Here is a 22596-nt window from a genome sequence, read left to right as displayed (position 1 = left end):
ACGCTGAAGGCCGGCGCGATCACCGGGTCCTGCTCGCCGTGGATGAAATGCAGCGCCGTGCCATCCGGCGCCAGCCGCGGCGGCTGGGCGAAGCGCCCGGCCATGGCGACCACGCGCGCGGCGAGTGGTGGCGCATGCTGCGTGGACTCCAGCGCCATGATGGCCCCCTGCGAAAAACCGGCCAGCGCTGTGGCCGAGGCGTCCAGTCCGGTGCGCGCCTGCCAGTCCTTCACGGTCTGCACGAAACGCGGCATCACCGCCACGACGCGTTCGATGCGGTTGGCCTCGTCGATGCCGCGCACCGAAAACCACTGCCAGCCGCCACCCATGTCGGAGGCGAACGGCGAGCGCACCGCCACCACCCAGCGGTCGGGCCGGGCCAGCGCCTGGCCCAGTGGCAGCAGCCCTTCGGGCGATGCGCCGACGCCATGGAACAGCAGCACCAGCTGGCGCGCGGGCACGGTGGGCTGGTGAACGATGAGGTCGTCTTGCATGGTGTCTGTCCAGGTGGGGCTTCAGGCCGCCAGCGCGTCGGCCGCCACCGACGCTGGCGGCGGCAGTGCGCCGAACAGGTACGAATCCATGGCCAGCACGCCGTGCGTGATGCCACCCTCGATGCGCTTGGCCGGCACTTCAGCACCCGCTGCGCCCGCGGCCACCATGAGCGGCCACAGGTGTTCGGGCGTGGGGTGGGCGCGCTGCGCGTGTGGCGCGATGGCCATGGTCTGCTGCAGGCGGGCGTGGTCGCGGTTCAACACGGCCTGCGTGATCCAGGCCGAGAACTCGAGCGCGTAGTCCTCGGCATCGGCCTCGGCCGCGTCGAAACGGACTTCGTAGAGGTTGTGCGTGAGGCTGCCCGAACCGACGATGAGCACGCCCTCGTCGGCCAGCGGCGCCAGCGCCTGGCCGAGGGCGTAGGCGCGCGTGCCGTCGAGCCGCGCCGGCAGCGAGACCTGGAAGACCGGCACATCGGCCTGCGGCAACAGGTGCAGCAGCGGCACCCAGGCACCGTGGTCCAGCCCCCACTGGACATCCTCCTCGGCCGCCCAGCCCGCGGCGCGCAACACCTCGATGGCGCGCTGCGCCACCTCGGGCGCACCGGGCGCGGGGTATTGCAACTCGTAGAGCGCGGCCGGGAAACCGCCGAAATCGTGCACGGTCTTCGGCGCGGCGCTGGTGGCCACGCGCGGCTCGCGCGTCATCCAGTGCGGCGACACCACCAGCACCGCCTTCGGGCGCGGCAGCGTCTTGCCGAGCGCGGTGAGCGCCGGGCCGGCGATGCCGGGGTCGATGGCGAAGGTGGGCGCGCCGTGGGAGATGAAGAGCGTGGGCCAGTGGGTCATGGTGGGGTTCCTGAAGCGTGCAGGCATGGGCGCCGCAACGGTTCCCACTGTAGAGAACCCCGGGGCGAGCATCGTTCGATGGAATTGGTCGCTGCGTTGAAATGGGTTGACCGATGCCGCCGGGACCTACGGGTTTGTCCGCTGTCTCTGTCACCGGGGGGTCTTCTAGCATTAACCATACCCCGTTCAGTATTTCAACCTGGAGTTTCTCTATGCCTGTGCCGTTCACCACCCGCCGCCGCGACGTGCTTCAAGCCACCGCCATCGGCGTCGCCGTCCTTGCCTCCGGCTGCGCAGCCATCGGCACCGGTGCCAAGCCGCGCGTGGTGGTGGTCGGCGGCGGCTGGGGCGGGCTGGGTGCGGTGCGCGGGCTGCTGGCCGCGGGTGGCGCTGACGTGACCCTGGTCGAGCCCAACGAGGGCTTCATGTCCTGCCCGCTGAGCGCGCACTTCATCGCCGGCCACCAGCCCGCCAGCGATTTCCAGCGCAGTTACGCCCGCATCGACCAGCTGGGCGCGCGGCGCGTGCGCGAACGTGTGACCGCGATCGACCGCGCCAAGCGCGAAGTGGTGACCGCCACGCAGCGCCTGCCCTACGACTTCCTGGTGCTGTCGCCCGGCGTCGAATACATGGAGGACGGCATCCAGGGCTATGCCGAAGCGCGCGCGCAGCTGCCGGTGGGTTTTCGCGCTTTCGAGCAGATCGCGGTGCGCCGGCAGGTGGATGAGTTCCTCGCCAAGGGCGGCAACTTTGTCATCAGCGCACCCAAGCCGCCGTACCGCTGCCCACCCGCGCCCTACGAGCGCGCCTTCCTGATCGCCGAGCAGATGAAGCAGCGCGGCACCAAGGGCAAGATCATCCTGATCGACGCCAACCCCAACCCGATGCCGCTGCCGATCGCCAAACCCATCCTGAATGGCATGAAGAGCCTGTACGCCAGCCAGATCGAATACATGCCCGACACCGCCATCACCGCGGTGGATATGGGCAAGCGCCAGCTTGCCACCTCGGCGGGCGATGTGCCGTTCGCGCACGCCAACCTGATCCTGCCGATGCGCGCGCCCGCGATGATCCGCCAGGCCGGGCTGGGCGAACGCTGGGCCAACGTCAAGCTGCCGAGCTTCCAGAGCCAGGCCGACGAACGCATCTACGTGATCGGCGATTCGCAGGGTTCGCCCCTGCCCAAGAGTGGCCATGTGGCTTTTGGCAGCGGCCAGCAGGTGGCCGAGGCGATCACGGACCGCATCGCCGGCAAGACCCCGGCCGCCGCCACGGGAGCGGTCGAGCTGCCGCTGGGCATCTGCTGGGCCAACGTGACGCACAAGGATGCGATCAACATCAATGTGAGCTCCAGCGTGGCGCCCGGGGAGGCGCCCAAGCTCAAGTTCACGGTGGACCCGGAGCACAACGCCCGCTCGGGTGCCGCCGCCACCAGCTGGGGCAACGGCATGTGGAAGGCCATGCTCGGCTGAACCCCACGCAACGGCAGGACACGCCGGCGGCGGGATAATCCCGTCATGGCAAAGAAACAGCGTGTGGTGGTGGGATTGAGCGGCGGCGTGGACTCCGCGGTGAGCGCGCACCTGCTCAAGGAACAGGGCTACGAGGTCATCGGCATCTTCATGAAGAACTGGGAAGATGACGACAACGGCGAATACTGCTCGTCGAACATCGACTTCGTGGACGCGGCCGCGGTGGCCGACGTGATCGGCATCGAGATCGAACACGTCAACTTCGCCGCCGAGTACAAGGACCGCGTGTTCGCCGAATTCCTGCGCGAATACCAGGCCGGGCGCACGCCCAACCCCGACATCCTGTGCAACGCCGAGATCAAGTTCAAGGCCTTCCTCGACCATGCGATGCGCCTCGGCGCCGAGAAGATCGCGACCGGCCACTACGCGCGCGTTCGCCTGAACGAATCGACGGGGAAGCACGAGCTGCTCAAGGGCCTGGACCCGCTGAAGGACCAGAGCTACTTTTTGCACCGGCTCAACCAGGCGCAGCTGAGCAAGACGCTTTTCCCGGTGGGTGAACTGCCCAAGACCGAGGTGCGCCGCATCGCCGCCGAAATCGGCCTGCCGAACGCGAAGAAGAAAGACAGCACCGGCATCTGCTTCATCGGCGAGCGGCCCTTCCGCGATTTCCTGAACCGCTACATCGCCAAGGAACCCGGCCCGATCAAGGACCCGAACGGCCGCACCATCGGCCAACACGTGGGCCTCTCGTTCTACACGCTGGGCCAGCGCCAAGGGCTGGGCATCGGCGGCATCCGTGAGAAGGGCGCACAGAAGGGCGGCAACGAGCACGAGCCCTGGTTCGTCGCGCGCAAGGACATGGACAAGAACATCCTCTGGGTGGTGCAAGGTCACGACCACCCCTGGCTGCTCTCGCCCAGCCTGCGCGCCGAAGACCTGAGCTGGGTCGCGGGCGAGGCGCCGCAGCTCACCGACATCGCTGCGAAAACACGCTACCGCCAGGCCGATGCGCCCTGCACCCTGCAGACCGACGCCACCGGCATCACGCTGCGTTTTGCCGAGCCGCAGTGGGCGGTGACGCCGGGCCAGAGCGCCGTGCTCTACGACGGCGAGGTCTGCCTGGGCGGCGGCGTCATCACCACCGACGCCTTCAACCTGCCCTGACGGGCGCAGCCGGCCTCAATCGGCCGTGATCTTGCGCTCCTTGACGATGGCCGCCCACTGTGTGGATTCCTTCTTCATGAACGCCGCCAACTCGGCGCGCGTGGTGGGCTGTGGGGTCAGCCCGTGGTGCTTCAACGCGTCCTTCACGCCCGCGTCGTTCAGCGCCTTCACGATCTCCTGGTTCCAGCGATCGAGCAATGGCACAGGGGTCTTGCCCGGCGCCACGAAGGCGTACCAGTTCAGTGCCTCAAAGCCTGGGTAGCCGGCCTCGGCCACGGTGGGGATGTTGGGCAGGTAGGCCGGGCGCGTGAGGCCGGTGGTGGCCAGCGGTATGAGTTTGCCGCTCTCGATGTGTGGCATTGCCGTGGGCGGTGCCGAGAAGTAGGCGGCGATGCGCTCGCCCAGCAGGTCCTGCAGAGCGGGTGCGCCACCCTTGTAGGGCACATGGACCATATCGATGCCGGCGCGCTGGTTGAACAGCTCGCCCGCCAGGTGCGAGGCGGAGCCCGCGCCAGTGGAGGCGAAGTCCACACTGCCGGGCTTTTTCTTCTCCAGCTGCACGAACTCGGCCAGCGTCTTCACGCCCAAGCCCTTGTGCACCACGAGCACGTTGGGAAAGTACACGCCGCCCGAGATGGGGGTGAGGTCCACAAAGGGGTCGTAGGGCAGCTTCATCAGGTGGGGTGCGATGGTGAGCGGGCCCACGGACCCGAACAGCAGCACCGAGCCGTCGGGCGCTGCTTTGGCGACGAACTGGTGCGCGATGTTGCCACCCGCGCCGCCCTTGTTCTCCACGATCACGGTCTGGCCGATGTTCTCGCCCAGCTTCTTGGCGATCAGGCGCGCGGCCGAGTCGGCCGCGCCGCCGGCCGCGAAGCCGACCACCAGGGTGACGGGTTTCCTGGGCGGGAAGTCCTGGGCCTGGGCTAGGCTGCCCAGCGCGAGGGAGGAAAGGGCGAGCGTGGTGGCGCGCAGGAAGTGTCGTTTTTGCATGGTGAGGTCTCCTCGGTGAGGTTCGTGGGGTGGAAATCGTGGGGAAGAAAACGGTCGAACAGCGCGGCGGCTCAGTCGGCGCCCAGGCCAACGGGGTTGGGCAGACGCTTTTCCACCGCGTGGCGCAGCAGCGCGGCGGTGCGGAAGATGCCGTGGCCGAACTTGCCGTAGGGCAGCGTGGCGAACAGCGCCATCACCGCACCCAGGTGCAGGCACAGCGTCAGCGCCAGGGCCGGCGTACCGCGCGCCAGCCACAGGACCAGGCCGCTGGTGGCGGTGAGGAACAACAGCGCGATGAAGCCGCGGTCCATGGGCTTTTGCGCCGCGTCGCCGAGCAGCGGGTGGCGGCGCAGGTTCAACCGCCACAGGCCCGCCGTGCCCAGCGCCAGGCTCACGCCGCCCACCGCGCCCAGCAGCTTGGGCAGGCTGGGCAGGTCGTAGGGCGCGGGCTGGCCCAGCAGGTAGTGGTAGAGCGTGGCCACGCTGGTGGCGGCGAAACACAGGATGAAGCCGTAGAAGGTGAGGTGGTGGAAGCGCCTGCGCGAGAGCGTGTAGGCGTCGTCTTCGTTGTGGCAGCCCTCGCCGTGGCCGCCGTCCAGGTACTTCAGGCGCAGCACGGCATCGGCCGCCTCGGCCGTGGCGGGGGCCGACAGCGGCGCGCCGCTGGTGGCGGGCGTCAGGTCGCGCCAGAAGCGGCGCACGCCCAGCGCCAGCGCCAGCGTGGCAAACAGGAACACCGGCGCGAACAGCCCGACAAGCAGGTTGTGCGGAAAGAGGTCGTAGAAGCTGCCGCCCGGCGCGCTCCACAGCGCGCCCAGGCCTTGCCCGTTGAGCACCACGGCCAGCACCAGGAAGAGCGCGAGGCCGGCGGCCAGCGCCAGCGACAGCGTGAGTCCCTGGCGCTGGTAGAGGCCGCCCAGCGCCGGCGGCCAGGCGTAGTCCACATAGGTCTGGCCGCGCACCTGCGCCATGGCCTGCGGCACGTTGACCGCAAATTCGTGCGGCGGCGCGTACTGGCAGGCGTGCAGGCAGGCGCCGCAGTTGTGGCAGAGGTTGGCCAGGAAGTGGATGTCGGCCTTGCCGAATTCGAGCCGGCGCGTCATGGCCGGGAACACGGCGCAGAAGCCTTCGCAGTAGCGGCAGGCGTTGCAGATCTGCATCTGGCGCGCCACTTCGGTTTCGGGGGCGGACAGCACGGTCTCGCCGTTGGCCAGGGCGCTGGCGTCGCGCGCGAGGGCTTCAAGCGTGTGCATGGTGGGCTCCTGTTGGGGTGACGCGAGCGGCCCGGGCCGCGTTCGTGCCGGCGATGCGGCCGAACGCCGTGCCGATGCTCATGCCGACGCCCGCCGTGTAGCCCTGGCCCAGCACGTTGCCAGCCATCATTTCGCCGGCGACGAAGAGGTTGTCGCTCGGCACACCGTTGAACCGCACGGCGGCCGTGTCGTCGGTGTGCAGGCCCAGGTAGGTGAAGGTCACGCCGGGCTTGAGTGCGTAGCCGTAGAACGGCGCGGTGTCGATGGGGCGCGCCCAGTGCGTCTTGGCCGGGGTGATGCCTTCGGTGTGGCAGTCGTCGAGCGAGGTGTGGTCGAAGGTGCCCACGCGGCAGGCGGCGTTGTAGCCGTCCAGCGTGCGCATGAAGCTGTGTTCATCGAGGCCGAGTTTTTGCGCCAGCTCGGGCAGGCTGTCGGCTTTGACGCCCGGGAACACCGGCGGCATGAAGCGGCCGATGGCCTTGCTGTCGATGATCGAGTAGCCGATCTGCCCCGGCTGCTGCGCCACCAGGCGGCCCCAGATCGCGTAGCGCTTGGGCCAGAAGTCCTCGCCCTCGTCGTAGAAGCGCTGTGCGTCGCGGTTCACCACCACACCCAGCGACACGCAGTCGATGCGCGTGCAGATGCCGCCGTCGTAGAGCGGCGCGCGCGCGTCGATCGCCACCATGTGCGCCTGCGTCGGGTCACCGATGCGGTCGGCGCCGTGGTCGTCGAGCAGGTGGCGCAGCAGCACGCCCTGATTGAAGGCCGTGCCACGGATTAGGAAGTTGTCCGACGGCCATTCGCCGCGCGGATTCTGACCCCAGGCCTCGCGCAGCCAGTCGCGGTTCGATTCAAAGCCGCCGGCGGCCAGCACACAGGCCTTGGCGGTGATGCGCTCGCCGTTCACGTGGGCCGCGACGAAGCGACCGTTGTCCATCTCGATGCGGTCCACGGGTGACCCGTAACGCACCCGCACGCCCAGCGCCTCGGCGCTGCGGAAGTAGGCGTTCACCAGCGCCTTGCCGCCGCCCATGAAGAAGGCGTTGGTGCGCGCCACGTGCAGCGCGCCCGACAGCGGCGGCTGGAAATGCACGCCGTGGCGGCGCATCCAGTCGCGGCAGTTCGACGAGGCGCGGATCACCAGCCGGGCCAGTGCCTCGTTGGTCTTGCCGCCGGTGACCTTCCGCAGGTCCTGCCAGAACTCTTCCTCGGGGTAGGCGTCGACCAGCACGTCCTGCGGCGCGTCGTGCATGCAGCGCAGGTTGCGGGTGTGGGCGGAGTTGCCGCCGCGCCATTCGCGCGGTGCGGCCTCGAGCAGCAGCACGCTGGCTCCGGCCTCGCGCGCCATGAGGGCGGCGCACAGGGCGGCGTTGCCGCCGCCGATCACCAGGACGTCGGGGTCCGTTGACATGGGTCTTCTTCGCTTTCTCTCAGGGGGCGCTGGAACGCATCCAGCGCATGAGGGAATGTAGAAAGACCATCACCCGCTGTGCAGCGGGCTCACGTCATGGGGGTATCACGATGTGTGATGGGTGTCGGGCCCGGCGGCGAGGGCCGTGGCGCCGAACCAGCGCCCCTCGCCCACCAGGGTGCGCACGCAATCGATCAGCACCACGCGCGCGGCCAGCGCGGCGGGGGACAGCTCGTCGTCCGACAGGGTGCACAGCAGGTTCACACGGCGCGCGGGGGCGTCGGTGAGGCGCGCGCACTGGAAGCGCTGCGCCGCGTCCGGGTAGCGGCCCAGGGCCGCCCAGGGCTGCAGCGTGGAACCCAGGCCGGCATCGACCGCGGCCATCACCATGGCGAGCGAGTCCACCTCCAGCACCACGCGCGGAGCGATGCCGGCGCCGGCGAAAGCCGTGTCCAGCGTGCTGCGCAGACCGTGCGGGCCGGTGGGCAGGATCAGCGGCTCGTCGGCCAGGTCGGCGATGGCAATCTCGGCGGGCAGGCGCGGCACGCCAGCGCGGCGCACGAGAAACAGGTCTTCCTCCAGCAGCGGCTGGATGCCCCAGCGCCGCCCGCCACCGGCCTGCCGGGCCTGGTGCAACCGGGTGTCGAACAGCACCGCCAGGTCGAGCTGGCGGGCGTTGAGCATGGCGGTGAGGTGGCCCGACATGCTCTCCACCATGTGCAGGCGCACGTCCGGGTAACGCTCGCGCATGGCCTGCATGAGCGGCAGCCCGAGCACCGCCGAGGTGGTGGGCGCCAGCCCCACGCTGACGGTGCCCGACAGGCGCGCCTGCTGCGCGACGCGCATGGCCTGCTCGGCGTGGCGCAAGGTAAGCTGCGCCTCCCGGAAGAAGGCCACGCCCGCCTCGGTGGGCGACACGCCGCGCGGCGTGCGGTGGAGCAGGCGCGTGCACAGCTCGCCTTCCAGCCGCGTGATCTGCTGGCTGAGCGCGGACTGCACCATGTCCAGGTCCGCCGCCGCCCGGCTCATGGAGCCGAGCTCGACGATGCGAACGAAGTAGCGCAACTGCCGCAGTTCCATGAAGCGTCCTTGTCTCGGGTGGCACAACCGGTGTCCCGCAGAGGGGAACTGGTCGACGTTCTACCCGGTGGATTATTGGCCGACCCCGGACACTTCGCACAAGGGGACTCACCCGGTCATGGGTGCACCGTCAACCTTTGCGGCGCAGCAAGCGAATGTGCATGGGGCGCACAAAGTGCGCGCCGTCGGGGCCGCAGTGCGGATCGAACGCGGCGCGCACACGCGCCACCAGTGCGGGTGTGATGTGGTGGTCGGCGAAGCTGGGGTAGAGCATGCGCTGCTCGAACTCAGCCCGGTCCTTGAAGTGCACGGGCTGCGCGAAACGCCGCTCGCCCGCGGCCTCCCAGCGGGTGCCGGCGGCCAGCGCGCGGTCCAGTGCGTCCTGCGCGGCCCGCCGCACGGTGTTCTCGTCGTTGTAGAGGCGCACGATCTCGTTGAGCGCGCCGCCGAAGATCGGCTCGCTCACGTAGAACCAGCCACCGGGTTTGACCACGCGAGCGACCTCGGCCAGCGCCGCGTCCATGCCGTCGAGCGGCACGTGGTGCAGGCTCTTGAGCATCATCGCACCGTCAAAGACCGCGTCGGGGAACGGCACGGCTTCGGCGCTGCCGGCCACGAACAACAGCCGCTCCTGCGGACTCGAAACGTTCTTGGTGTGCTGCGCAGCGTCCACCTCCAACCCCACCACCTGGCTGCCCGCATGGCGCACGACCAGGCTGCGCGCCAGCCGCGCGTTGCCACAGCCCAGTTCGATGATGCGTTGCCCGGCCAGCGGCACCAGGTCGCCCAGCACATCGAGCTCATCGCGCACGAGTGGCAGTTGATCAGGGTCGGTCTTGTGTTCGTTCATTTTGTTGCTCTTGAATCCGCAGCATTTGCAATGGGTTTGCGTTTTCTCATGGATACCAGAATCAGTATAGAAAGAATGGCGGCAACCACCGCAATCGCGGTGGAATACCAACCGACATTTCAAGGAGTTCCTGCATGAAGCACCTGATCGCCCTGGGCACCGCCGCCCTGCTTGCCACCGGCACCGTCCACGCCGAAGAGCTGTTCGTCAACATCCACAGCGGCAGCGCCATGGCACAAGGTGCGGGCCTGGTGCTCGCCGGCCAGGCGCTGGAGCAGAAAGCCAGTGTGCGCGTGCTGCTGTGCGACGCCGCGGGCGACATGGCCGTGGTCGGCAAGGAAGGCCCGAAGCTCAAGCCGCGCGACGTGAGCACGCAGCAGATGCTGCAAGGCGTGATCAAGGCCGGTGCCAAGGTGGAGCTGTGTGCGCTGTACCTGCCGAACACCGGCCTCAAGCCCACCGACCTGATCCCCGGCGTGACCCCGGCCAAGCCGGCCGATGTGGCGGCCCACCTGCTCAAGCCCGGTGTGAACAGCCTGGCCTTCTGATCGACTTGGCCCAAGCAAGAACGGCGCCCTTCGGGGCGCCGTTTTGATTTGGGTTGCTCGGAGCAAAGTGCCCCAACCCAGAGATGCCGCGGATCCGGCTTTGCCGGGCCGCCAGCATCGCCCCTTGGAGGGGGTCGCGCGCAGCGCGGCGGGGGTGCTACCCAAAGTTCTCTGGCATCTGCACAGCGACCACCTCACCACGCGCGGTGGTCACGTCGCCCGCAGACACCGTGGTCTCGACAACCACCTTGCGGCCCTTGATCTCTTTCACGCGTCCGCGGATCACCAGCTCGCCGGCCAGGGGCGTGGGCTTCAGAAAATCCACGTGCAACGAACCCGTGACAAAGCGGAATGCGGGCAGCGAGTCCATGTCGCGCCCGGCCTGCCGGTACATGGCGGCCGCGGCGGTGCCGGTGCTGTGGCAGTCGATGAGCGAGGCGATCAACCCGCCGTAGGCGTAGCCGGGCACCGAGGTGTGGTACGGCTCGGGCGTGAACCGGGTGACGGTCTCGTCGCCGTCCCACACGGTCTTGATCTGGTGGCCGTGTGGATTCTGGCTGCCGCAGCCGTAGCAGTGCGCGACGTTGTCGGGGTAGTGGTCCTGGAAGGCGTCGATGGCGTCCATGGGGGTCTCCTCTTGGGCTCGTTGTTGGGTGAATGGAATCAGGGCGGCAGGTCGAGCGCGGTGCGCAGCTGCGCCTCGCTGCTGGCGTACTGGAAGTGGGTCACGCGCCCGGCTTCGAGGCCGATGAGGGTCACCGCATCGGCCTGGCGCGGCCAGCCGGCGAGCAGGGTTTCATCGAGCGACACGCCCACCTCGAAGGGCTGCTCGCGCAACGCGGGCAAGGCGAAGGTGCGGGTGATGAGGCCGGGCATCTGGCTCATGTCGGCCAGGTAGACCGCGTGGCGGCTGGCCAGAAAGCCCTGGTGCTGCTGCCCGAGCACCGCCATCACCAGGTTCGAGGCTTTGCGACCGGCCGCGAACACCACGAGGCGCGTGTTGGCCGGGATCAGCCACTCCTGGTCGTGCTGGTTCTTGAGGCGCAGCGCCGGCAGGGGCCGCCCGGGTTCGATGGGGCCGGCGAGTGCGCACAAGGGCAGCGCAAAGGCCAGCGTCAGGGCGATGAGGGTCTTTTTCATACGGTCTCGCAATGCTGACCTTGCGCCTGGCCATGGCCGCATCCGGCGCGGTCCCCGGTGTTGACCATGTGGTCGGCCATCTGCGTGAAGGCGTTGAGCAGGCCGGCACGCAGGGGCTCGTCGGCCACCTGTTCGGTCAGCACGGTCCGCATGCACAGCATCCACTCGTCGCGCTCGGTGGGACCGATGGCGTAAGGCACGTGGCGCATGCGCAGGCGCGGATGGCCTTTCTTTTCGGTGTAGAGCGGCGGACCGCCGAACCAGCCGGAGAGAAACTCGAGCAGGGCTTGATTGGCGCCGGCCAGGCTCTCGGTGTGGATGCGGCGCGCGGCATAAGCCTCGGGCAGTTGGTCCATCAACTCGTAGAAACGGTCGACGAGTCGATGCAGGCCTTCGGCGCCGCCGAGGGCGTCGTAGGGAGTGACAGCGCTAGGGTTGGTTGGCATGGGGTTTCCTTTCAGGCGGTTTTGGAGGCCGCGGGGGGGGCGCCACGGGCGGGGCGCCAAAGAGCCGATCGGTGAGCCTGACGTACCAGGCGGCAGCCTGCACCTGGACGATGTAGGCGAGCGCAATCAGCAGGGCGGCGTCTGCGCCCTGCTCACCGAACACGCCCATGGCAATCGCCAGCGCGATCGAGAGATTGCGCATGACGGTGCCGTAGACCAGGGCAATGGCGTCGCCGCGCTGGAAGAAGGTCTTGCCGATCAGCGTGCTGATGGCGAAGTTGAGCGCGTACATCAGCGCCAGCGGCAGCAGCAGGTTCGGCAGCAAGGCCGGGTGGGCGAAGATGTCCCGGGACTTGAGCGCCATGGACACGAAGACAATGCCCAGCACGCCGAGCGTGGAGATCGGCGGGAACTTGGGCTTGAGTTTCTGGTTGAAGTGCGCTTCGCCGTGCCTGCCTGTCAGCCAGCGCTGCGTGAGCGTGCCCAGCACCAGCGGCAAAAACACGATCAGCGCGATCTGCCCGAACACCTGCAGCACGGGGATCTCGACCACCGCGCCCAGCAGGGCCTTGAGGTAGACCGGCGCCAGCAGCGAACCGGCGATCAGGCCGACCACGGTCATCTTCACCGCCGCCGGCACATTGCCCTTGGCGAAGCCGGTCCAGGAAATCGTCATGCCCGAGGTGGGCAGCAGCGCGGTCAGCAGCAGCGCCAGCCGCACCATGGGCTGGTCGGCGAAAAACAGCAGACCCATGGCGTAACCCACGGCGGGCATGAGCACGAAGTTGACGGCCAGCGTCGTGCCCTGCAGCCGGTTGCCCCCGGGTTTGAGCAGGTCGCGCACGTTCATCGTGACCATCATGGGATAGACCATGAGGAAGGTCAGCGGCAGGATGCCCCAGCGCAGGAAGGCCGGATCGGCCATCTGCCCGAACAGCAGGCCCGCCACCATGGCGATCGGGATGCTCCAGACCAGATTTTTTTGCGCCCAGTTGAGGACTTTCCACATGATTGTTTCCTGTGTTCAATGTTCCAAGACGCGGGCGTGAGCCCTCTCTGCGGCGCGAAGTGCATTCCCCCCAGGATGCGGCGGAACCGGCTTTGCCGGGCCGCACCGCATCGCCCCCTTGAGGGGGTCGCGCGCAGCGCGGCGGGGGTGTTTCATGTGTTCCGTAAAGCCAAGGTCCAGGCCTGCATGGCGTCGTTGGCGGGTTTCATGGGCGCGTCCATGAAGCTGATGACGAAATGCTCGCCCAGGTCGGCGATGCCGATGGAGCGCGGGCGCACGGCCAGCACTTGCGGGTTGGGCAGCGCGTGGCCAAAGCAGAACACCACGTTGACCGCCGCCTGGATGCCGGGCGCGATGTCGCCGCCGATGGCCCGGGTGTGGGCCAGGTGGTCGAAGGTGGCGATGTAGCTCACGCGCGGCGTCGCAGCGATGCAGGCCTTGAAGTACTCGGCGATGGCGTCCACGGTTTTGTAGGTCGTCTCGGTCTTGGCGATGTCCACCACGGTGATGGGGTACTTTTCCTGGAAATGCAGTTGCTTCATGAAAACTCCGGAGTAAAAAAAAGGGCAAACAGGGCGCCGCCCGTTCAGGCGGACGGGGTGTTGTGGCCGGGTGCCTCGGCTGCGTGCGTTGGCAACGCGGCGACACGGGCCAGGAAGGCATCGCGCGTCTGCCGGGCAAAGAAGGGGTGCCAGCGGCGCTGCTCCAGCACGGTGCTCACGGCGCGCGCGCGCTGCTCGTGGCCGGCGAACAGCAGGGTCTCGTCGGGCAGGGTGAAGAGGCGCAGGTTGATGCTGTCCCACAGCGCGGCGGGGTCTGCCGGGTGCGGCTGGTGCGGGCAGGCGTCCACGGCCAGCAGGCCGCCGCAGAACACACGGTCGCGCCAGACGAAGCTCAGGCAGCCGGCGGTGTGGCCCGGCGTGGTGATCACGCGCAGGGTCTCGTTCCCCACAGGCAGGCGCTCGCCATCGGCCACCGTGTGCGTGCCTTCGCGGGCTTCGCCCTGCACCACGGGCGCGCCCAGGCTGCGCAGGCGGTCAAGTTCGCGGGTCTGCAGGCGGTCGTGCTGGTGGGTGCGCAACACCCAGCGCAGGCGCAGGTCGCGCTCGCCCAGCAGCGCCTGCAGCACCGGCAGATCGCGGCTGCGCGGATCGACCACGACGGCCTCGCGTGCGTCGTTGTCGGCCAGCACATAGCTCAGCTCGCCGCTGCGTTCGTCGTGCAGGATGCGGAACAACACCTCAGGCTCCCTCTCACAACCGTGCACAGGACATCATGCCGAGCTCCACTCGAAAGGCATCAGGCGGCGCCGCTGTCGTCCTCGCCGATCAGCAGGCTGCCGTCGGCGAGGTATTTGTGCGGCGGCACGACCAGGTTGGTGGGCGCGGGCTTGTTCCTGAACACACGGCCCGCGAAGTCGAAGGTGGAGCCGTGGCAGGGGCAGAAGAACCCGCCCTTCCAGTCGGCCGGCACGCTCGGGTTGGCCGTGCCTTGCGGCAGTGTCACGGGCGAGCAGCCCAGGTGCGTGCAGATGCCCACCGTCACAAACACCTCGGGCTTGATGGAGCGGTGGGTGTTGGTCGCGTAGTCGGGCTGCTGCTCTTTTTCGGAGGCCGGGTCGGCCAGGTCGGTGGTTCCCTCCAGGCTGGCGAGCATCTCCGGCGTGCGCCGCAACACCCACACCGGCTGGCCACGCCATTCGACGGTCTTCAGCTCGCCGGGTTCGACGACCGAGGGGTCCATGGTCACGGCCGCCCCCTGCGCCTTGGCCCGCTCGCTGGGGGCGAAGCTGGACACGAAGGGCACCGCGACGGCGGCGGTGGCCGCCACACCCATGGCGCTGGTGGCCAGCAGCCAGGTGCGGCGTTCCGGGTCCATGCCGGAATCGGGAGGCAAAGGCAATGCAGGGGCGTGTGACATGGAAAACCTCTCAATGGCCTTGCGGCGGAGCGGACGAGGTGTCCGCGGAATGGGCGTCGTCGTGCAGCTCTTCCCAGCCCGTCACCATGGACTTGATGTGCGCGGTGGGGGTGTGACCGGTGGTGGTCAGGTAGACGTGCACGATGAAGAAGGTGAGCATCAGGAAAGCCCCCGCCGTGTGCGCCCAGGCCACCCACGCCAGCGTGAGCCACTGGTCAATGCCGAGCGAGGGCCAGAAGGCGCGGAACAGGTAGAGCAGGCCCGAGCCCCAGATCAGCGGCGAGATCATGGCCAGCAGGCCCAGGTAGGCCAGACGCTGCAAGGGGTTGTGCTTCTTCTGCACGGTCTTGTGGAACGGGTTCGGCTCGCCGCGGAACATGCCCCAGCTGTAGTAGGTCGCCATCGCCATCACCCGCTTGTGCGTCGGCAGGTACTGGCGCCATTCGCCGGTGGTGAACTGCCAGAAGATGGTGAAGGCCCAGAGGATGAGCAGCAGCCAGGCGGCCAGCGTGTGCAGGCGCACCGCGGGCTCGAAGCCCAGCAGCGCATAGCTGCCGTGCACCTCGAAGCCGCTGATGAGCATGGTGATGATCAGCAGCGCCTGCGACCAGTGCCAGAATCGCTCGTAGCGCTTGTAGATGTAGATGCGGGCGGGGGAGTGGCTGGCCGCGTCGGCGACGCTGGCCACGGATGCGGTGGTCTCAGACATGGCGGTTCTCCTGGTTTTTGCGACGACGGGTCAGCAGGCGGGCGGCGGTGTGCAGCAGCACGCCGGCGACGGCGCCCACCACGGCAAGCCAACCGAGGCGGTCGATCCAGGGCTGGCTGTCGCGCCCGGGCAGGTAGACGCCGGGCAGGTCGCCCAGGCGGCTCTTGGTTGGGCCGGTGTGGCACGAGGCGCAAGCCACCGCGTTCTTCGACGGCGCGACCATGTGGGTGATGGGCCAGAGCATCTCGGTCTTCACGAAGTCGTGCTGCCCGCTGTAGGGCTGCCCGGTGGCGGTGGCACCGGTCTGCAAAGCCTTGTTCCAGTCGAAGTTGAACCAGAACGCGGTGTCGTCGGGCGTGGCGGTGTGCGGCACCAGCAGTTGAAGGTGCACCTTGTCGTAGGGCTGTTTGCCCTCGAAACGCTTGACCGGCCAGATGCGCGCCTTCGGGTCGTCGGGGCTGCCCATGAAGCTGTTGATCTTGAGCACCTGGGTCGGGTCGATCTTCATGTCCTGCGTGGTGTAGTTCACCTGGCCGTTGAACCACAGGTACTCGGGCACCACGTTTTCAGCCAGCTTGAAGTTGCCCTTCTTGCTGTCGTAGATGACGTGGCCGTGTTCGTCCTTCTTCTGGATCGGCTTGCCTTCGGGCGTGAGCTGGCCTGCGGTGGACCAGTCCCAGGCCATCTTGGTGGCCACGCCGCCGCGCGCAAATTCGGGGATGTGGCAGCTCTGGCAGGCGAGCTTGCTGGTGTGGTTGTTGAGCAGCTCCACACTCAGCGAGGGCTGTTTGTGCGGCTTGTCGCCGTGGCAGCTCTGGCAGGTGGCGGCGTTGCGGCCGGCGTGCACCGTGTCGCCGCGCAGCATCGGGCCGTGCGGGTCGGAGGCGGTCATGCTGATGCGGCTGCCCGCGATCTGGTGGCCGTCGGACTGGTGGCAGGTGGCGCAGGTGAAACCGGCGCCACCGCTGGCCTTGCTCGCCAGGTGCACATCCAGTTCCTTGCTGGCCTTGTTGAGCGAGGAGTCGAGGTCGCCGTGCTTCACGCCGTCGCCGCCGCCGCCGTTGTAGTGGCAGGTGCCGCAGTTGGCCGTGCGGGTCTTGCCCACATGTTTGGCCACCATGGCCAGGTCCACCGGGTCGATGAACTTGCCCGACCCCGGCGGCAGTTCGGTGCGCTCGGTGGGCACCTCGCCGGCCATGCCCGCGGGCTTCTTGTAGCCGCCGCTGTTGTGGCAGACCAGGCAATCCACCTTGCTCTCGTTGTGGAAGTCGAACTTGTCGTCCTTCCAGCCGTAACCGACGTGGCAGGCCTGGCAGAAGGCTTCGTTGGATCGGTCGCCGATGCAGAAGCTGTTGAGCATGGTCTTCTTGCCCAGCTTCTGCCCGGTGTCCGGGTTGGTGTATTCCCAGGTCCAGTGGCGTGTGCCCATGACCTGTTTGCCGGCTTCGGTGTGGCAGCTCAGGCAGGCCTTGGTGACTTCGGAACCGCTCGCAAACGGACCCTGCAGTTCCTTGAACTTGCTGTGGTCGGCGGTGGATTTGGACTTCTTCGGTGCCGCGGCCAGGACGGCGGCAGCGCTGGGTTCGGCCGCTGGGACGGCCGGTGCCGGGTTGGCCAGCGCAGCGCTGCCGGCGAGCGACCAGCTCAACAGCGCGGCCAGCAGACGCCAGGTGGCGCGCCGCTGTCGCGGCGGTGGAGGGTGTTTCCCGGTGGGGCTTTTCATGTCTTGTCTCCTGCTCTGGGGGTGGATGGAATCAGACCCCTCGCCTCCAAGAACCGTGCCACCACCTATGGTCAGAAAAAACCTCTACATATCAATGACTTAGCCATTTCAACCACTCGGCCACAGGTTCATCAGACCCCCATACCTGCCAAAAATGACAGACAATGGCAGTTGCTACTGCCGGCGCCGTCGCGCCTGGGAGCCCACATGAAGCCTCTGCCCGAACTCACTGCCTTTCTCGAAGGCCTGCCCGAGCCGCACATCCTGTTCGACGCGCAGTACCGCATCCTGGCGGCCAACGCGGCCTACCGGCGCCAGTACAGCCCGGAGCGCAGCGTGGTCGGGCGCTGTTGTTACGAGGTCTCGCACCATTTCGCCGTGCCCTGCGACCAGGCTGGGGAGTCCTGCCCGCTGGCGCAGTCGCGCGCCTCGGGCCAGCGTGAGCGTGTGCTGCACCTGCACCACACCCCCCAGGGCGAGGAGTACGTGAACATCGAGCTCTCGCCCCTGCCCGGGCCGGACGGGCAACCCGCGTTTTACGTCGAGAAGATGGAGCCGCTGCGTGTGGCGCAGGGCCAGCCCTCGGCCCAGGGGCTGATCGGCCGCTCCGAGGCCTTCCAGCGCATGCTCGCGCTGGTCGCGCGGGTGGCGCCCTCGCGCGCCACGGTGCTGCTGCTGGGTGAGTCGGGCACCGGCAAGGAACTGGTGGCGCGCGCGGTGCACGAAGCCAGCCCGCGCGCGGGCAAGCCGCTGGTGGCGGTGGACTGTTCCAGCCTGCCGGAAAACCTGTTCGAGTCCGAACTGTTCGGCCACGAGCGCGGGGCCTTCACGGGCGCCAGCACGGCCAAGGGCGGTCTGGTCGAGGCCGCCAGCGGTGGCACGCTGTTCCTCGACGAGGTGGGCGACATCCCGCTGCCCATGCAGGTGAAGCTGTTGCGGCTGCTGGAAACCGGCACCTACCGCCGCGTCGGCAGCACCGACCTGCGCCACGCCGACATCCGCGTGGTCTCGGCCACGCACCGCGATCTGGAGCGCATGGTGGCCGAGGGCCGTTTCCGCGAAGACCTGTACTACCGCCTGTGCACCTTCCCGATCCAGCTGCCCTCGCTGCGTGATCGCAGCGGCGACGTGGCGCTGCTCGCGCCCGCCCTGCTGGAACGTGTGGCCGCGCCGCGCCGCCTGCAGCTCAGCCCGGCCGCGCTCGCCGTGCTGGAGGCGCAGGACTTCCCCGGCAATGTGCGCGAGCTGCGCAACCTGCTGGAGCGCACCGCCCTGCTCTGCGACGGCGAGCGCATCGAAGCCGAACACGTGCGCGAGGCGATCGCCACCGGGCGCCGTCCGGCGCTTCGCCCGGCGGCTCCCCCTGGCCTGCCCGCCCTGACCGACGGCCCGGGCGGGACACCGGACGGGCGGCCCGCCGACCTCAAGACGCTGGAGCGCGCCGCCCTGCGCGAGATGGTGGAGCGCCACACCGGCAGCCGCTCCGAGCTGGCTGAGCGTCTTGGCATCAGTGAGCGCTCGCTTTACAGAAAGCTCAAAGCGCTGACCTGAGAGGCTGGGCGCCATCCGCGCAGGCCCGGGCCACGCTCAGCCGCTGGGCAGCGGATCGAACGCCTTGCGGGAATGTCCTCACGACAACGCGCTCAGACCCATATAACATCACAATCCGAATATTCGGAGATATCTATGAATGAACTTTTCCAGTTCGGAGAAACCGTCGAGGGCTACCCGGTGCGGGTGGTCAACGAGCGCACCGTGCGCGCCGCCGCCGGCCTGCTGTTTTTCCCGGCGGTGGTGTCGTTCATGAACGCGCTGCTGACGGCCAACTACCAGCCCACGCGCCTGTTCGTGATCGTGTTCCTGATCGACATGACCCTACGCATGCTCAACCCGCGCTGGGCGCCGAGCATGATCGTCGGCGGCTGGATCGTGCGCAAGCAGACGCCCGACTGGGTGGGCGCGCCACAAAAGCGCTTTGCCTGGGGCCTAGGCCTGCTGCTGGGCCTGGCCATGCTCTACCTGATGGTGCTCAACCGCTTCATGGGCCCGGTGAACATGCTGGTCTGCGCGAGCTGCCTGACGCTGATGTTCTTCGAGACCGCGTTCGGCATCTGCCTGGGCTGCAAGCTCTACAACGTGTTCAATCGGGAAAAGGCCCAGCTCTGCCCGGGCGGCGTGTGCGAGATGCCGGCGCCAAAAGGCTGGGGCGTCTCGCTGTCGCAGATGGCCGTGCTGGTGCTGTTCGTGGGCACCCTCACCGTGGCCAAGGCCTGGGTGGATGAAACCGGTCCGCTGGGCGGCTTTGACGACATGGCGACGCTGGAAGACATGGGCCTCAAGCCCACGTCCGGCGAAGCCAGCGCGGCCGACGCCGAACGCTGCCAGGTGCCCGCCTTCGCCAGGGCTATCGGCCACGAAGAGACGTGGAAGCAGCACAACGGGTGCAGCTGATCGCTCGCAACGCGGCGCGTGCCCGAGGCTCCACCGGATCAGGCTTGTCCATCCTCGCCGATCAACAGGCGGTTGTCGGCCAGGAATTGGTAGGGCGGTACTTCCAGGTTGCTGGGCGCGGGTTTGTTCCGGAACACCCGCCCGGCGTAGTCGAAGGTGGAGCCGTGGCAGGGGCAGAAGAAGCCGCCCTTCCAGCCGGCCGGCAGGCTGGGGTTGTCCGAACTGGCGGGCTGGTTGGTGGGGGAGCAGCCGAGGTGGGTGCAGATACCCACCACCACCAGCACCTCGGGTTTCACGGAGCGGACGTTGTTGGTCGCATAGGGCGGCTGCTGCTCCCGCTCCGACGCCGGGTCGGCCAGATCGGCGGTCTGTTCGAGCGCGGCCAGCATGTCGGGCGTGCGACGCAGGATCCACACCGGTTTGCCCCGCCACTCCACCGTTTTCAGGCTGCCGGGGGCCACATCGCTGATGTCGACCTCGACCGGCGCCCCCTGTGCCTTCGCGCGTTCGCTGGGCGCGAAATTGGCCACGAATGGCACCGCCACGCCCACCGTGGCCACGCCACCGAGGGTGGTGGCGAGCCGCAGCCAGATGCGGCGCTCGGCATCGTGTTCGGCCGCATCGGCGGCCAGTGAGGGCAAGGTGTGGGTGTTCATGGTGCTCTCCTGTGGGTTGAAGGAGTGCAGCGTTCGCCAGCGGCGGGCGCCGCGCCGGAGTTGGAGCCGGCGCGCTGCCGAAGGTTCAGACCAGAACGGACTCAGTGCTCAGCGTGCAGCTTCTCGTGGATGCGCTTGGTGGTGCGCCACACCGCCCACAGCACCAGTGGAATCAAGGCCCCGGCGGCCATCTCGGGGTTGATCGGCAGGCCCGCGGCCTTGCCGGCCTTGCCCAGGTAGAGCAGGAGGCTGATCACGTAGTACGAGATCGCCGCGATCGACAGGCCTTCCACCGTGCTCTGCAGCCTGAGCTGCATTTCCTGCCCTTTGGTGAGTTTGGCCAGCAGTTGCTGGTTCTGCTCTTCGGTGGCGATGTCCACGCGCGTGCGCAGCAGCGCGCTGGTGCGTGTGATGCGCTCGGACAAGGACGCCAGACGCTGCGCCGTTGCAGCCACCGTGGCCATGGCCGGCGAGAGCCGGCGCTGCATGAACTCGCCCAGCGTCTGCGTGCCCGGGATGGGCTGCTCGCGCAGTTCGGCCGTGCGCTGACTCACCAGCGTGTCGTAGGCGCGCGTGGCCGCGAAACGGTAGACGTTTTCGGCCGTCGCGCGCTCCACACCACCGGCCAGCGAGACCAGGGTGTCGAGCAGCGCCTGGTCCGAGGCGCCCTTGTTCTCCAGCTGGGCGGTGATGTCGGCCAGCTGGCGTTCGGAACGGGCCAGCAACGGCGCCAGTTCCTTGACCACGGGCAGCGCCCGCAGCGCCATCAGGCGGTAGGTCTCCAGCTCGAACAGGCGCGCCGCGATGCGGCCGGCGCGGGTTTCCGAGGTGCCGGGCGGACCGATCACCAGCATGCGCTCGAAGCCACAGGGGCGCAGCCAGAAGTCGGTCACGGCCAGCGAATGCGCGTTGTTGCCCATGAGCGAAGCCACCACGGTGTGCTCACCGAGCCAGGTGCGCGCCTGGGCCAGCGCCGGCGCGGGCGGACTGATCGTGTCCTCCAGCATGACCAGCTGGATGGCCGCGAAGGTGCGCCCGGGAATGGCCGCCAGCCAGCCCGGCGGCGTGGCGATGTGCGTCGGCAGATCGGGCTCGCGGGTGCCCAGCCCGCAGTTTTCGGGCAATGGCTGCACGATGGAATAGCGGGTGAACTCGGTGTGGCGTTCCCACTTGAGCGTGTAGCCCGGCAGGCGCAGGCGCAGGAAGTTGCCGTGCAGATCGTCCACCGTGAGCGCGGCCTGCCCGGGCAACCGGCGCAGCAGCGCGCATTCCTGCTCGCGGTCCACGCCCTCGTTGAACACCGCCACATAGGTCAACAGCGCGGGCAAGTGGATACGGGCCGGCGGGCGGGCGTGCACCTCGTTGTGCAGCAGCTCGCGCTGCGGATCGCTGGCGGGCAACAGGGAAGGCGTGGGTTCCATGGCGTGATTGTGCCGTCCCGGCGTGACGGTCAGGCGCTCGCCTGACCGATCCAGCGCGTCACATGCGCCAGGCCCTGGTGGCCCGGGCCCTCGTCCAGCGTGGCCTCGCCGTGCCAGGCCATCACCTCGTCGAGCCCGGCAAAGTCATCGCGCAGCAACGCCGGGGTGTAGAGCATGGACACGTCTTTCGGACCACCGCTGCGGTGCTGCAGCTGCTGCGGGTGAAAGCTCTCCAGGATGAGCAGGCCGCCCGGCCGCAGGCCTGCGGCCAGGCGCCGGTGCGCGCCCGCGCGGATGGCGGTCGGCAGGTGCACGAAGGTCAGCACCACGGCGTCGAACGACGCGGGTGCTGGCGCCCAGTCGGTCAGATCACCGAGCACGGTCTGAAGGGCCACGCCGCGTTCCGTCGCCAGGGTCTGCGCTTTCTGCAGGCCCACGGCGGAGCCGTCCATGGCGGTCACGCGGTGGCCCTGCTGCGCCAGCCAGACGCCGTTGCGGCCTTCACCGTCACCGGGCACCAGCACCTCGCTGCCCCGCTTCAGCCGGTGCGCCTGCGCCACGAGGAACGCATTGGGCGCGGTACCGTACTTGAAGCCGGCGACGGAGAAATTTTGATCCCAGAAGTTCATGGGGCAAAGATACCGCACGCGCCCAAAGAAAACCCGCCGGGCTCGCGCCGGGCGGGTTGTGAAGGCCACGCCCGGGAGGACAGGCGTGGCGTCAGGGATCGTGAAAAATCAGAACGGAATGTCGTCGTCCATGTCGTCGAAACCGCTGGCCGGGCGGGCGGCGGCGGGCGCCGGGGTGGCCAACCCCGGCGTGCTGGTTTTTGACCGGGTAGGGGGGCCGTTCGGGGTGCCGTCTCTCTTTTTAACCCATTGTTAGATTTATAAACAACGACGGCCCCACCCTGCCGGCGCGCGCCCGCGCCATGCCGGAGCCGCCAGGGCTGTGGGAACGCGACCCGCCGATCCGTGTGCGCAAGGCGGTGCCCACGGCCTGGA

Annotated in this window: 24 protein-coding genes; 5 read left to right on the top strand and 19 right to left on the bottom strand. The window is 68.3% G+C overall.

What is annotated here, in order from left to right:
- Together ypfH and F3K02_RS12385 are read right to left on the bottom strand one after the other, a co-directional pair.
- Positions 1-494 (bottom strand): esterase (gene ypfH, locus F3K02_RS12390; RefSeq protein ID WP_177135937.1); only part of this gene is annotated, 494 nt, incomplete at its 3' end.
- 21 nt (positions 495-515) lie between these two features.
- On the bottom strand, positions 516-1343 hold the full coding sequence (locus tag F3K02_RS12385; protein ID WP_177135936.1) for a dioxygenase family protein: 828 nt from the start codon (positions 1341-1343) through the stop codon (positions 516-518).
- A gap of 212 nt (positions 1344-1555) precedes the next feature.
- Between F3K02_RS12385 and F3K02_RS12380 the strand changes: the two genes are divergently transcribed.
- Together F3K02_RS12380 and mnmA are read left to right on the top strand one after the other, a co-directional pair.
- Positions 1556-2815 carry an FAD-dependent oxidoreductase gene (locus tag F3K02_RS12380; RefSeq protein ID WP_177135935.1) on the top strand — a complete coding sequence of 420 codons (1260 nt, stop codon included), beginning with the start codon at positions 1556-1558 and terminating at the stop codon, positions 2813-2815.
- 45 nt (positions 2816-2860) lie between these two features.
- The gene (mnmA, locus tag F3K02_RS12375; protein ID WP_177135934.1) at positions 2861-3982 is read left to right on the top strand and encodes a tRNA 2-thiouridine(34) synthase MnmA; all 1122 of its coding nucleotides are present in this window, start codon (positions 2861-2863) and stop codon (positions 3980-3982) included.
- A 15-nt stretch (positions 3983-3997) separates the two neighbouring features.
- On the opposite strand, the gene F3K02_RS12370 is transcribed toward mnmA, so the two are convergent.
- The 5 genes from F3K02_RS12370 to F3K02_RS12350 all read right to left on the bottom strand — a co-directional run bounded on the left by F3K02_RS12370 (position 3998) and on the right by F3K02_RS12350 (position 9569).
- Positions 3998-4975 (bottom strand): Bug family tripartite tricarboxylate transporter substrate binding protein, encoded by a 978-nt coding sequence (locus tag F3K02_RS12370; RefSeq protein ID WP_177135933.1) that lies wholly within the window; start codon positions 4973-4975, stop codon positions 3998-4000.
- 71 nt (positions 4976-5046) lie between these two features.
- Positions 5047-6228, bottom strand: coding sequence for a tricarballylate utilization 4Fe-4S protein TcuB (gene tcuB / locus F3K02_RS12365; protein ID WP_177135932.1), 1182 nt, complete (start codon positions 6226-6228; stop codon positions 5047-5049).
- A complete protein-coding gene (gene tcuA / locus F3K02_RS12360; RefSeq protein ID WP_177135931.1) occupies positions 6215-7639 on the bottom strand; it encodes an FAD-dependent tricarballylate dehydrogenase TcuA in 1425 nt (474 codons plus the stop codon). The genes tcuB and tcuA overlap by 14 nt, the downstream gene beginning before the upstream one ends.
- Before the next feature lie 105 nt (positions 7640-7744).
- Entirely contained in the window at positions 7745-8719 is a 975-nt protein-coding gene (locus tag F3K02_RS12355) for a LysR family transcriptional regulator (protein ID WP_177135930.1), read from the bottom strand.
- Between the two features lie 130 nt (positions 8720-8849).
- Positions 8850-9569: a class I SAM-dependent methyltransferase gene (locus tag F3K02_RS12350; protein WP_177135929.1), complete on the bottom strand. Its 720-nt coding sequence runs from the start codon at positions 9567-9569 to the stop codon at positions 8850-8852.
- A 134-nt stretch (positions 9570-9703) separates the two neighbouring features.
- On the opposite strand from F3K02_RS12350, the gene F3K02_RS12345 reads away from it, so the two are divergent.
- Entirely contained in the window at positions 9704-10117 is a 414-nt protein-coding gene (locus F3K02_RS12345; RefSeq protein ID WP_177135928.1) for a DsrE family protein, read from the top strand.
- Between the two features lie 157 nt (positions 10118-10274).
- Here F3K02_RS12345 and F3K02_RS12340 read toward each other — a convergent pair whose 3' ends face one another.
- The 9 genes from F3K02_RS12340 to F3K02_RS12300 all read right to left on the bottom strand — a co-directional run bounded on the left by F3K02_RS12340 (position 10275) and on the right by F3K02_RS12300 (position 17064).
- Positions 10275-10742 carry a PaaI family thioesterase gene (locus F3K02_RS12340; RefSeq protein WP_210828732.1) on the bottom strand — a complete coding sequence of 156 codons (468 nt, stop codon included), beginning with the start codon at positions 10740-10742 and terminating at the stop codon, positions 10275-10277.
- 38 nt (positions 10743-10780) lie between these two features.
- Complete coding sequence (locus tag F3K02_RS12335) at positions 10781-11257, bottom strand: hypothetical protein (RefSeq protein WP_177135927.1); 477 nt, start codon at positions 11255-11257, stop codon at positions 10781-10783.
- A complete protein-coding gene (locus tag F3K02_RS12330) occupies positions 11254-11703 on the bottom strand; it encodes a group II truncated hemoglobin (protein ID WP_177135926.1) in 450 nt (149 codons plus the stop codon). Before F3K02_RS12330 ends, F3K02_RS12335 begins: the two co-directional genes overlap by 4 nt.
- The gene (locus tag F3K02_RS12325; protein ID WP_177135925.1) at positions 11687-12712 is read right to left on the bottom strand and encodes an arsenic resistance protein; all 1026 of its coding nucleotides are present in this window, start codon (positions 12710-12712) and stop codon (positions 11687-11689) included. The genes F3K02_RS12330 and F3K02_RS12325 overlap by 17 nt, the downstream gene beginning before the upstream one ends.
- Positions 12713-12864: 152 nt before the next feature.
- Positions 12865-13254: a DUF6858 family protein gene (locus tag F3K02_RS12320; RefSeq protein WP_177135924.1), complete on the bottom strand. Its 390-nt coding sequence runs from the start codon at positions 13252-13254 to the stop codon at positions 12865-12867.
- A 44-nt stretch (positions 13255-13298) separates the two neighbouring features.
- Positions 13299-13952 carry an MBL fold metallo-hydrolase gene (locus F3K02_RS12315; RefSeq protein WP_177135923.1) on the bottom strand — a complete coding sequence of 218 codons (654 nt, stop codon included), beginning with the start codon at positions 13950-13952 and terminating at the stop codon, positions 13299-13301.
- A 59-nt stretch (positions 13953-14011) separates the two neighbouring features.
- Positions 14012-14632, bottom strand: coding sequence for a ubiquinol-cytochrome c reductase iron-sulfur subunit (gene petA / locus F3K02_RS12310; RefSeq protein ID WP_177135922.1), 621 nt, complete (start codon positions 14630-14632; stop codon positions 14012-14014).
- 10 nt (positions 14633-14642) lie between these two features.
- Positions 14643-15341 carry a cytochrome b/b6 domain-containing protein gene (locus F3K02_RS12305; RefSeq protein WP_177135921.1) on the bottom strand — a complete coding sequence of 233 codons (699 nt, stop codon included), beginning with the start codon at positions 15339-15341 and terminating at the stop codon, positions 14643-14645.
- Positions 15334-17064 (bottom strand): tetrathionate reductase family octaheme c-type cytochrome, encoded by a 1731-nt coding sequence (locus F3K02_RS12300; RefSeq protein ID WP_177135920.1) that lies wholly within the window; start codon positions 17062-17064, stop codon positions 15334-15336. The genes F3K02_RS12305 and F3K02_RS12300 overlap by 8 nt, the downstream gene beginning before the upstream one ends.
- Before the next feature lie 207 nt (positions 17065-17271).
- Between F3K02_RS12300 and F3K02_RS12295 the strand changes: the two genes are divergently transcribed.
- Positions 17272-18615 (top strand): sigma-54 interaction domain-containing protein, encoded by a 1344-nt coding sequence (locus tag F3K02_RS12295; protein ID WP_177135919.1) that lies wholly within the window; start codon positions 17272-17274, stop codon positions 18613-18615.
- 135 nt (positions 18616-18750) lie between these two features.
- The gene (locus tag F3K02_RS12290) at positions 18751-19515 is read left to right on the top strand and encodes a DUF4395 domain-containing protein (RefSeq protein WP_177135918.1); all 765 of its coding nucleotides are present in this window, start codon (positions 18751-18753) and stop codon (positions 19513-19515) included.
- Between the two features lie 38 nt (positions 19516-19553).
- Here the strand turns inward: F3K02_RS12290 and petA (F3K02_RS12285) are convergent, their stop codons facing one another.
- The 3 genes from petA (F3K02_RS12285) to F3K02_RS12275 form a co-directional block, all read right to left on the bottom strand.
- The gene (gene petA / locus F3K02_RS12285; RefSeq protein ID WP_177135917.1) at positions 19554-20171 is read right to left on the bottom strand and encodes a ubiquinol-cytochrome c reductase iron-sulfur subunit; all 618 of its coding nucleotides are present in this window, start codon (positions 20169-20171) and stop codon (positions 19554-19556) included.
- Positions 20172-20272: 101 nt separating this feature from the next.
- Complete coding sequence (locus F3K02_RS12280) at positions 20273-21592, bottom strand: DUF3422 family protein (protein ID WP_177135916.1); 1320 nt, start codon at positions 21590-21592, stop codon at positions 20273-20275.
- 29 nt (positions 21593-21621) lie between these two features.
- Complete coding sequence (locus F3K02_RS12275) at positions 21622-22221, bottom strand: class I SAM-dependent methyltransferase (protein ID WP_177135915.1); 600 nt, start codon at positions 22219-22221, stop codon at positions 21622-21624.
- Between the last annotated feature and the right edge of the window lie 375 nt (positions 22222-22596).

Origin of the sequence: Hydrogenophaga aromaticivorans (assembly GCF_013387465.1) — a bacterium.
Lineage (GTDB): Bacteria > Pseudomonadota > Gammaproteobacteria > Burkholderiales > Burkholderiaceae_C > Hydrogenophaga > Hydrogenophaga aromaticivorans.
Note: the sequence above shows the minus strand (reverse complement) of the source record. Positions and strands in the feature narration are given on the sequence as shown.

What these genes read in the sequence shown, in the direction of transcription:
- F3K02_RS12345 (WP_177135928.1), top strand. Translation starts at nt 9,704, where the DNA reads ATGAAGCACCTGATCGCCCTGGGCACCGCCGCCCTGCTTGCCACCGGC.
- petA (WP_177135917.1), bottom strand. Translation starts at nt 20,171, where the DNA reads ATGAACACCCACACCTTGCCCTCACTGGCCGCCGATGCGGCCGAACAC.
- F3K02_RS12280 (WP_177135916.1), bottom strand. Translation starts at nt 21,592, where the DNA reads ATGGAACCCACGCCTTCCCTGTTGCCCGCCAGCGATCCGCAGCGCGAG.
- F3K02_RS12320 (WP_177135924.1), bottom strand. Translation starts at nt 13,254, where the DNA reads ATGAAGCAACTGCATTTCCAGGAAAAGTACCCCATCACCGTGGTGGAC.
- F3K02_RS12275 (WP_177135915.1), bottom strand. Translation starts at nt 22,221, where the DNA reads ATGAACTTCTGGGATCAAAATTTCTCCGTCGCCGGCTTCAAGTACGGT.
- F3K02_RS12340 (WP_210828732.1), bottom strand. Translation starts at nt 10,742, where the DNA reads ATGGACGCCATCGACGCCTTCCAGGACCACTACCCCGACAACGTCGCG.
- F3K02_RS12350 (WP_177135929.1), bottom strand. Translation starts at nt 9,569, where the DNA reads ATGAACGAACACAAGACCGACCCTGATCAACTGCCACTCGTGCGCGAT.
- petA (WP_177135922.1), bottom strand. Translation starts at nt 14,632, where the DNA reads ATGTCACACGCCCCTGCATTGCCTTTGCCTCCCGATTCCGGCATGGAC.
- F3K02_RS12290 (WP_177135918.1), top strand. Translation starts at nt 18,751, where the DNA reads ATGAATGAACTTTTCCAGTTCGGAGAAACCGTCGAGGGCTACCCGGTG.
- F3K02_RS12385 (WP_177135936.1), bottom strand. Translation starts at nt 1,343, where the DNA reads ATGACCCACTGGCCCACGCTCTTCATCTCCCACGGCGCGCCCACCTTC.
- F3K02_RS12330 (WP_177135926.1), bottom strand. Translation starts at nt 11,703, where the DNA reads ATGCCAACCAACCCTAGCGCTGTCACTCCCTACGACGCCCTCGGCGGC.
- mnmA (WP_177135934.1), top strand. Translation starts at nt 2,861, where the DNA reads ATGGCAAAGAAACAGCGTGTGGTGGTGGGATTGAGCGGCGGCGTGGAC.
- F3K02_RS12325 (WP_177135925.1), bottom strand. Translation starts at nt 12,712, where the DNA reads ATGTGGAAAGTCCTCAACTGGGCGCAAAAAAATCTGGTCTGGAGCATC.
- F3K02_RS12355 (WP_177135930.1), bottom strand. Translation starts at nt 8,719, where the DNA reads ATGGAACTGCGGCAGTTGCGCTACTTCGTTCGCATCGTCGAGCTCGGC.
- tcuA (WP_177135931.1), bottom strand. Translation starts at nt 7,639, where the DNA reads ATGTCAACGGACCCCGACGTCCTGGTGATCGGCGGCGGCAACGCCGCC.
- F3K02_RS12335 (WP_177135927.1), bottom strand. Translation starts at nt 11,257, where the DNA reads ATGAAAAAGACCCTCATCGCCCTGACGCTGGCCTTTGCGCTGCCCTTG.
- tcuB (WP_177135932.1), bottom strand. Translation starts at nt 6,228, where the DNA reads ATGCACACGCTTGAAGCCCTCGCGCGCGACGCCAGCGCCCTGGCCAAC.
- F3K02_RS12295 (WP_177135919.1), top strand. Translation starts at nt 17,272, where the DNA reads ATGAAGCCTCTGCCCGAACTCACTGCCTTTCTCGAAGGCCTGCCCGAG.
- F3K02_RS12380 (WP_177135935.1), top strand. Translation starts at nt 1,556, where the DNA reads ATGCCTGTGCCGTTCACCACCCGCCGCCGCGACGTGCTTCAAGCCACC.
- F3K02_RS12305 (WP_177135921.1), bottom strand. Translation starts at nt 15,341, where the DNA reads ATGTCTGAGACCACCGCATCCGTGGCCAGCGTCGCCGACGCGGCCAGC.
- F3K02_RS12300 (WP_177135920.1), bottom strand. Translation starts at nt 17,064, where the DNA reads ATGAAAAGCCCCACCGGGAAACACCCTCCACCGCCGCGACAGCGGCGC.
- F3K02_RS12370 (WP_177135933.1), bottom strand. Translation starts at nt 4,975, where the DNA reads ATGCAAAAACGACACTTCCTGCGCGCCACCACGCTCGCCCTTTCCTCC.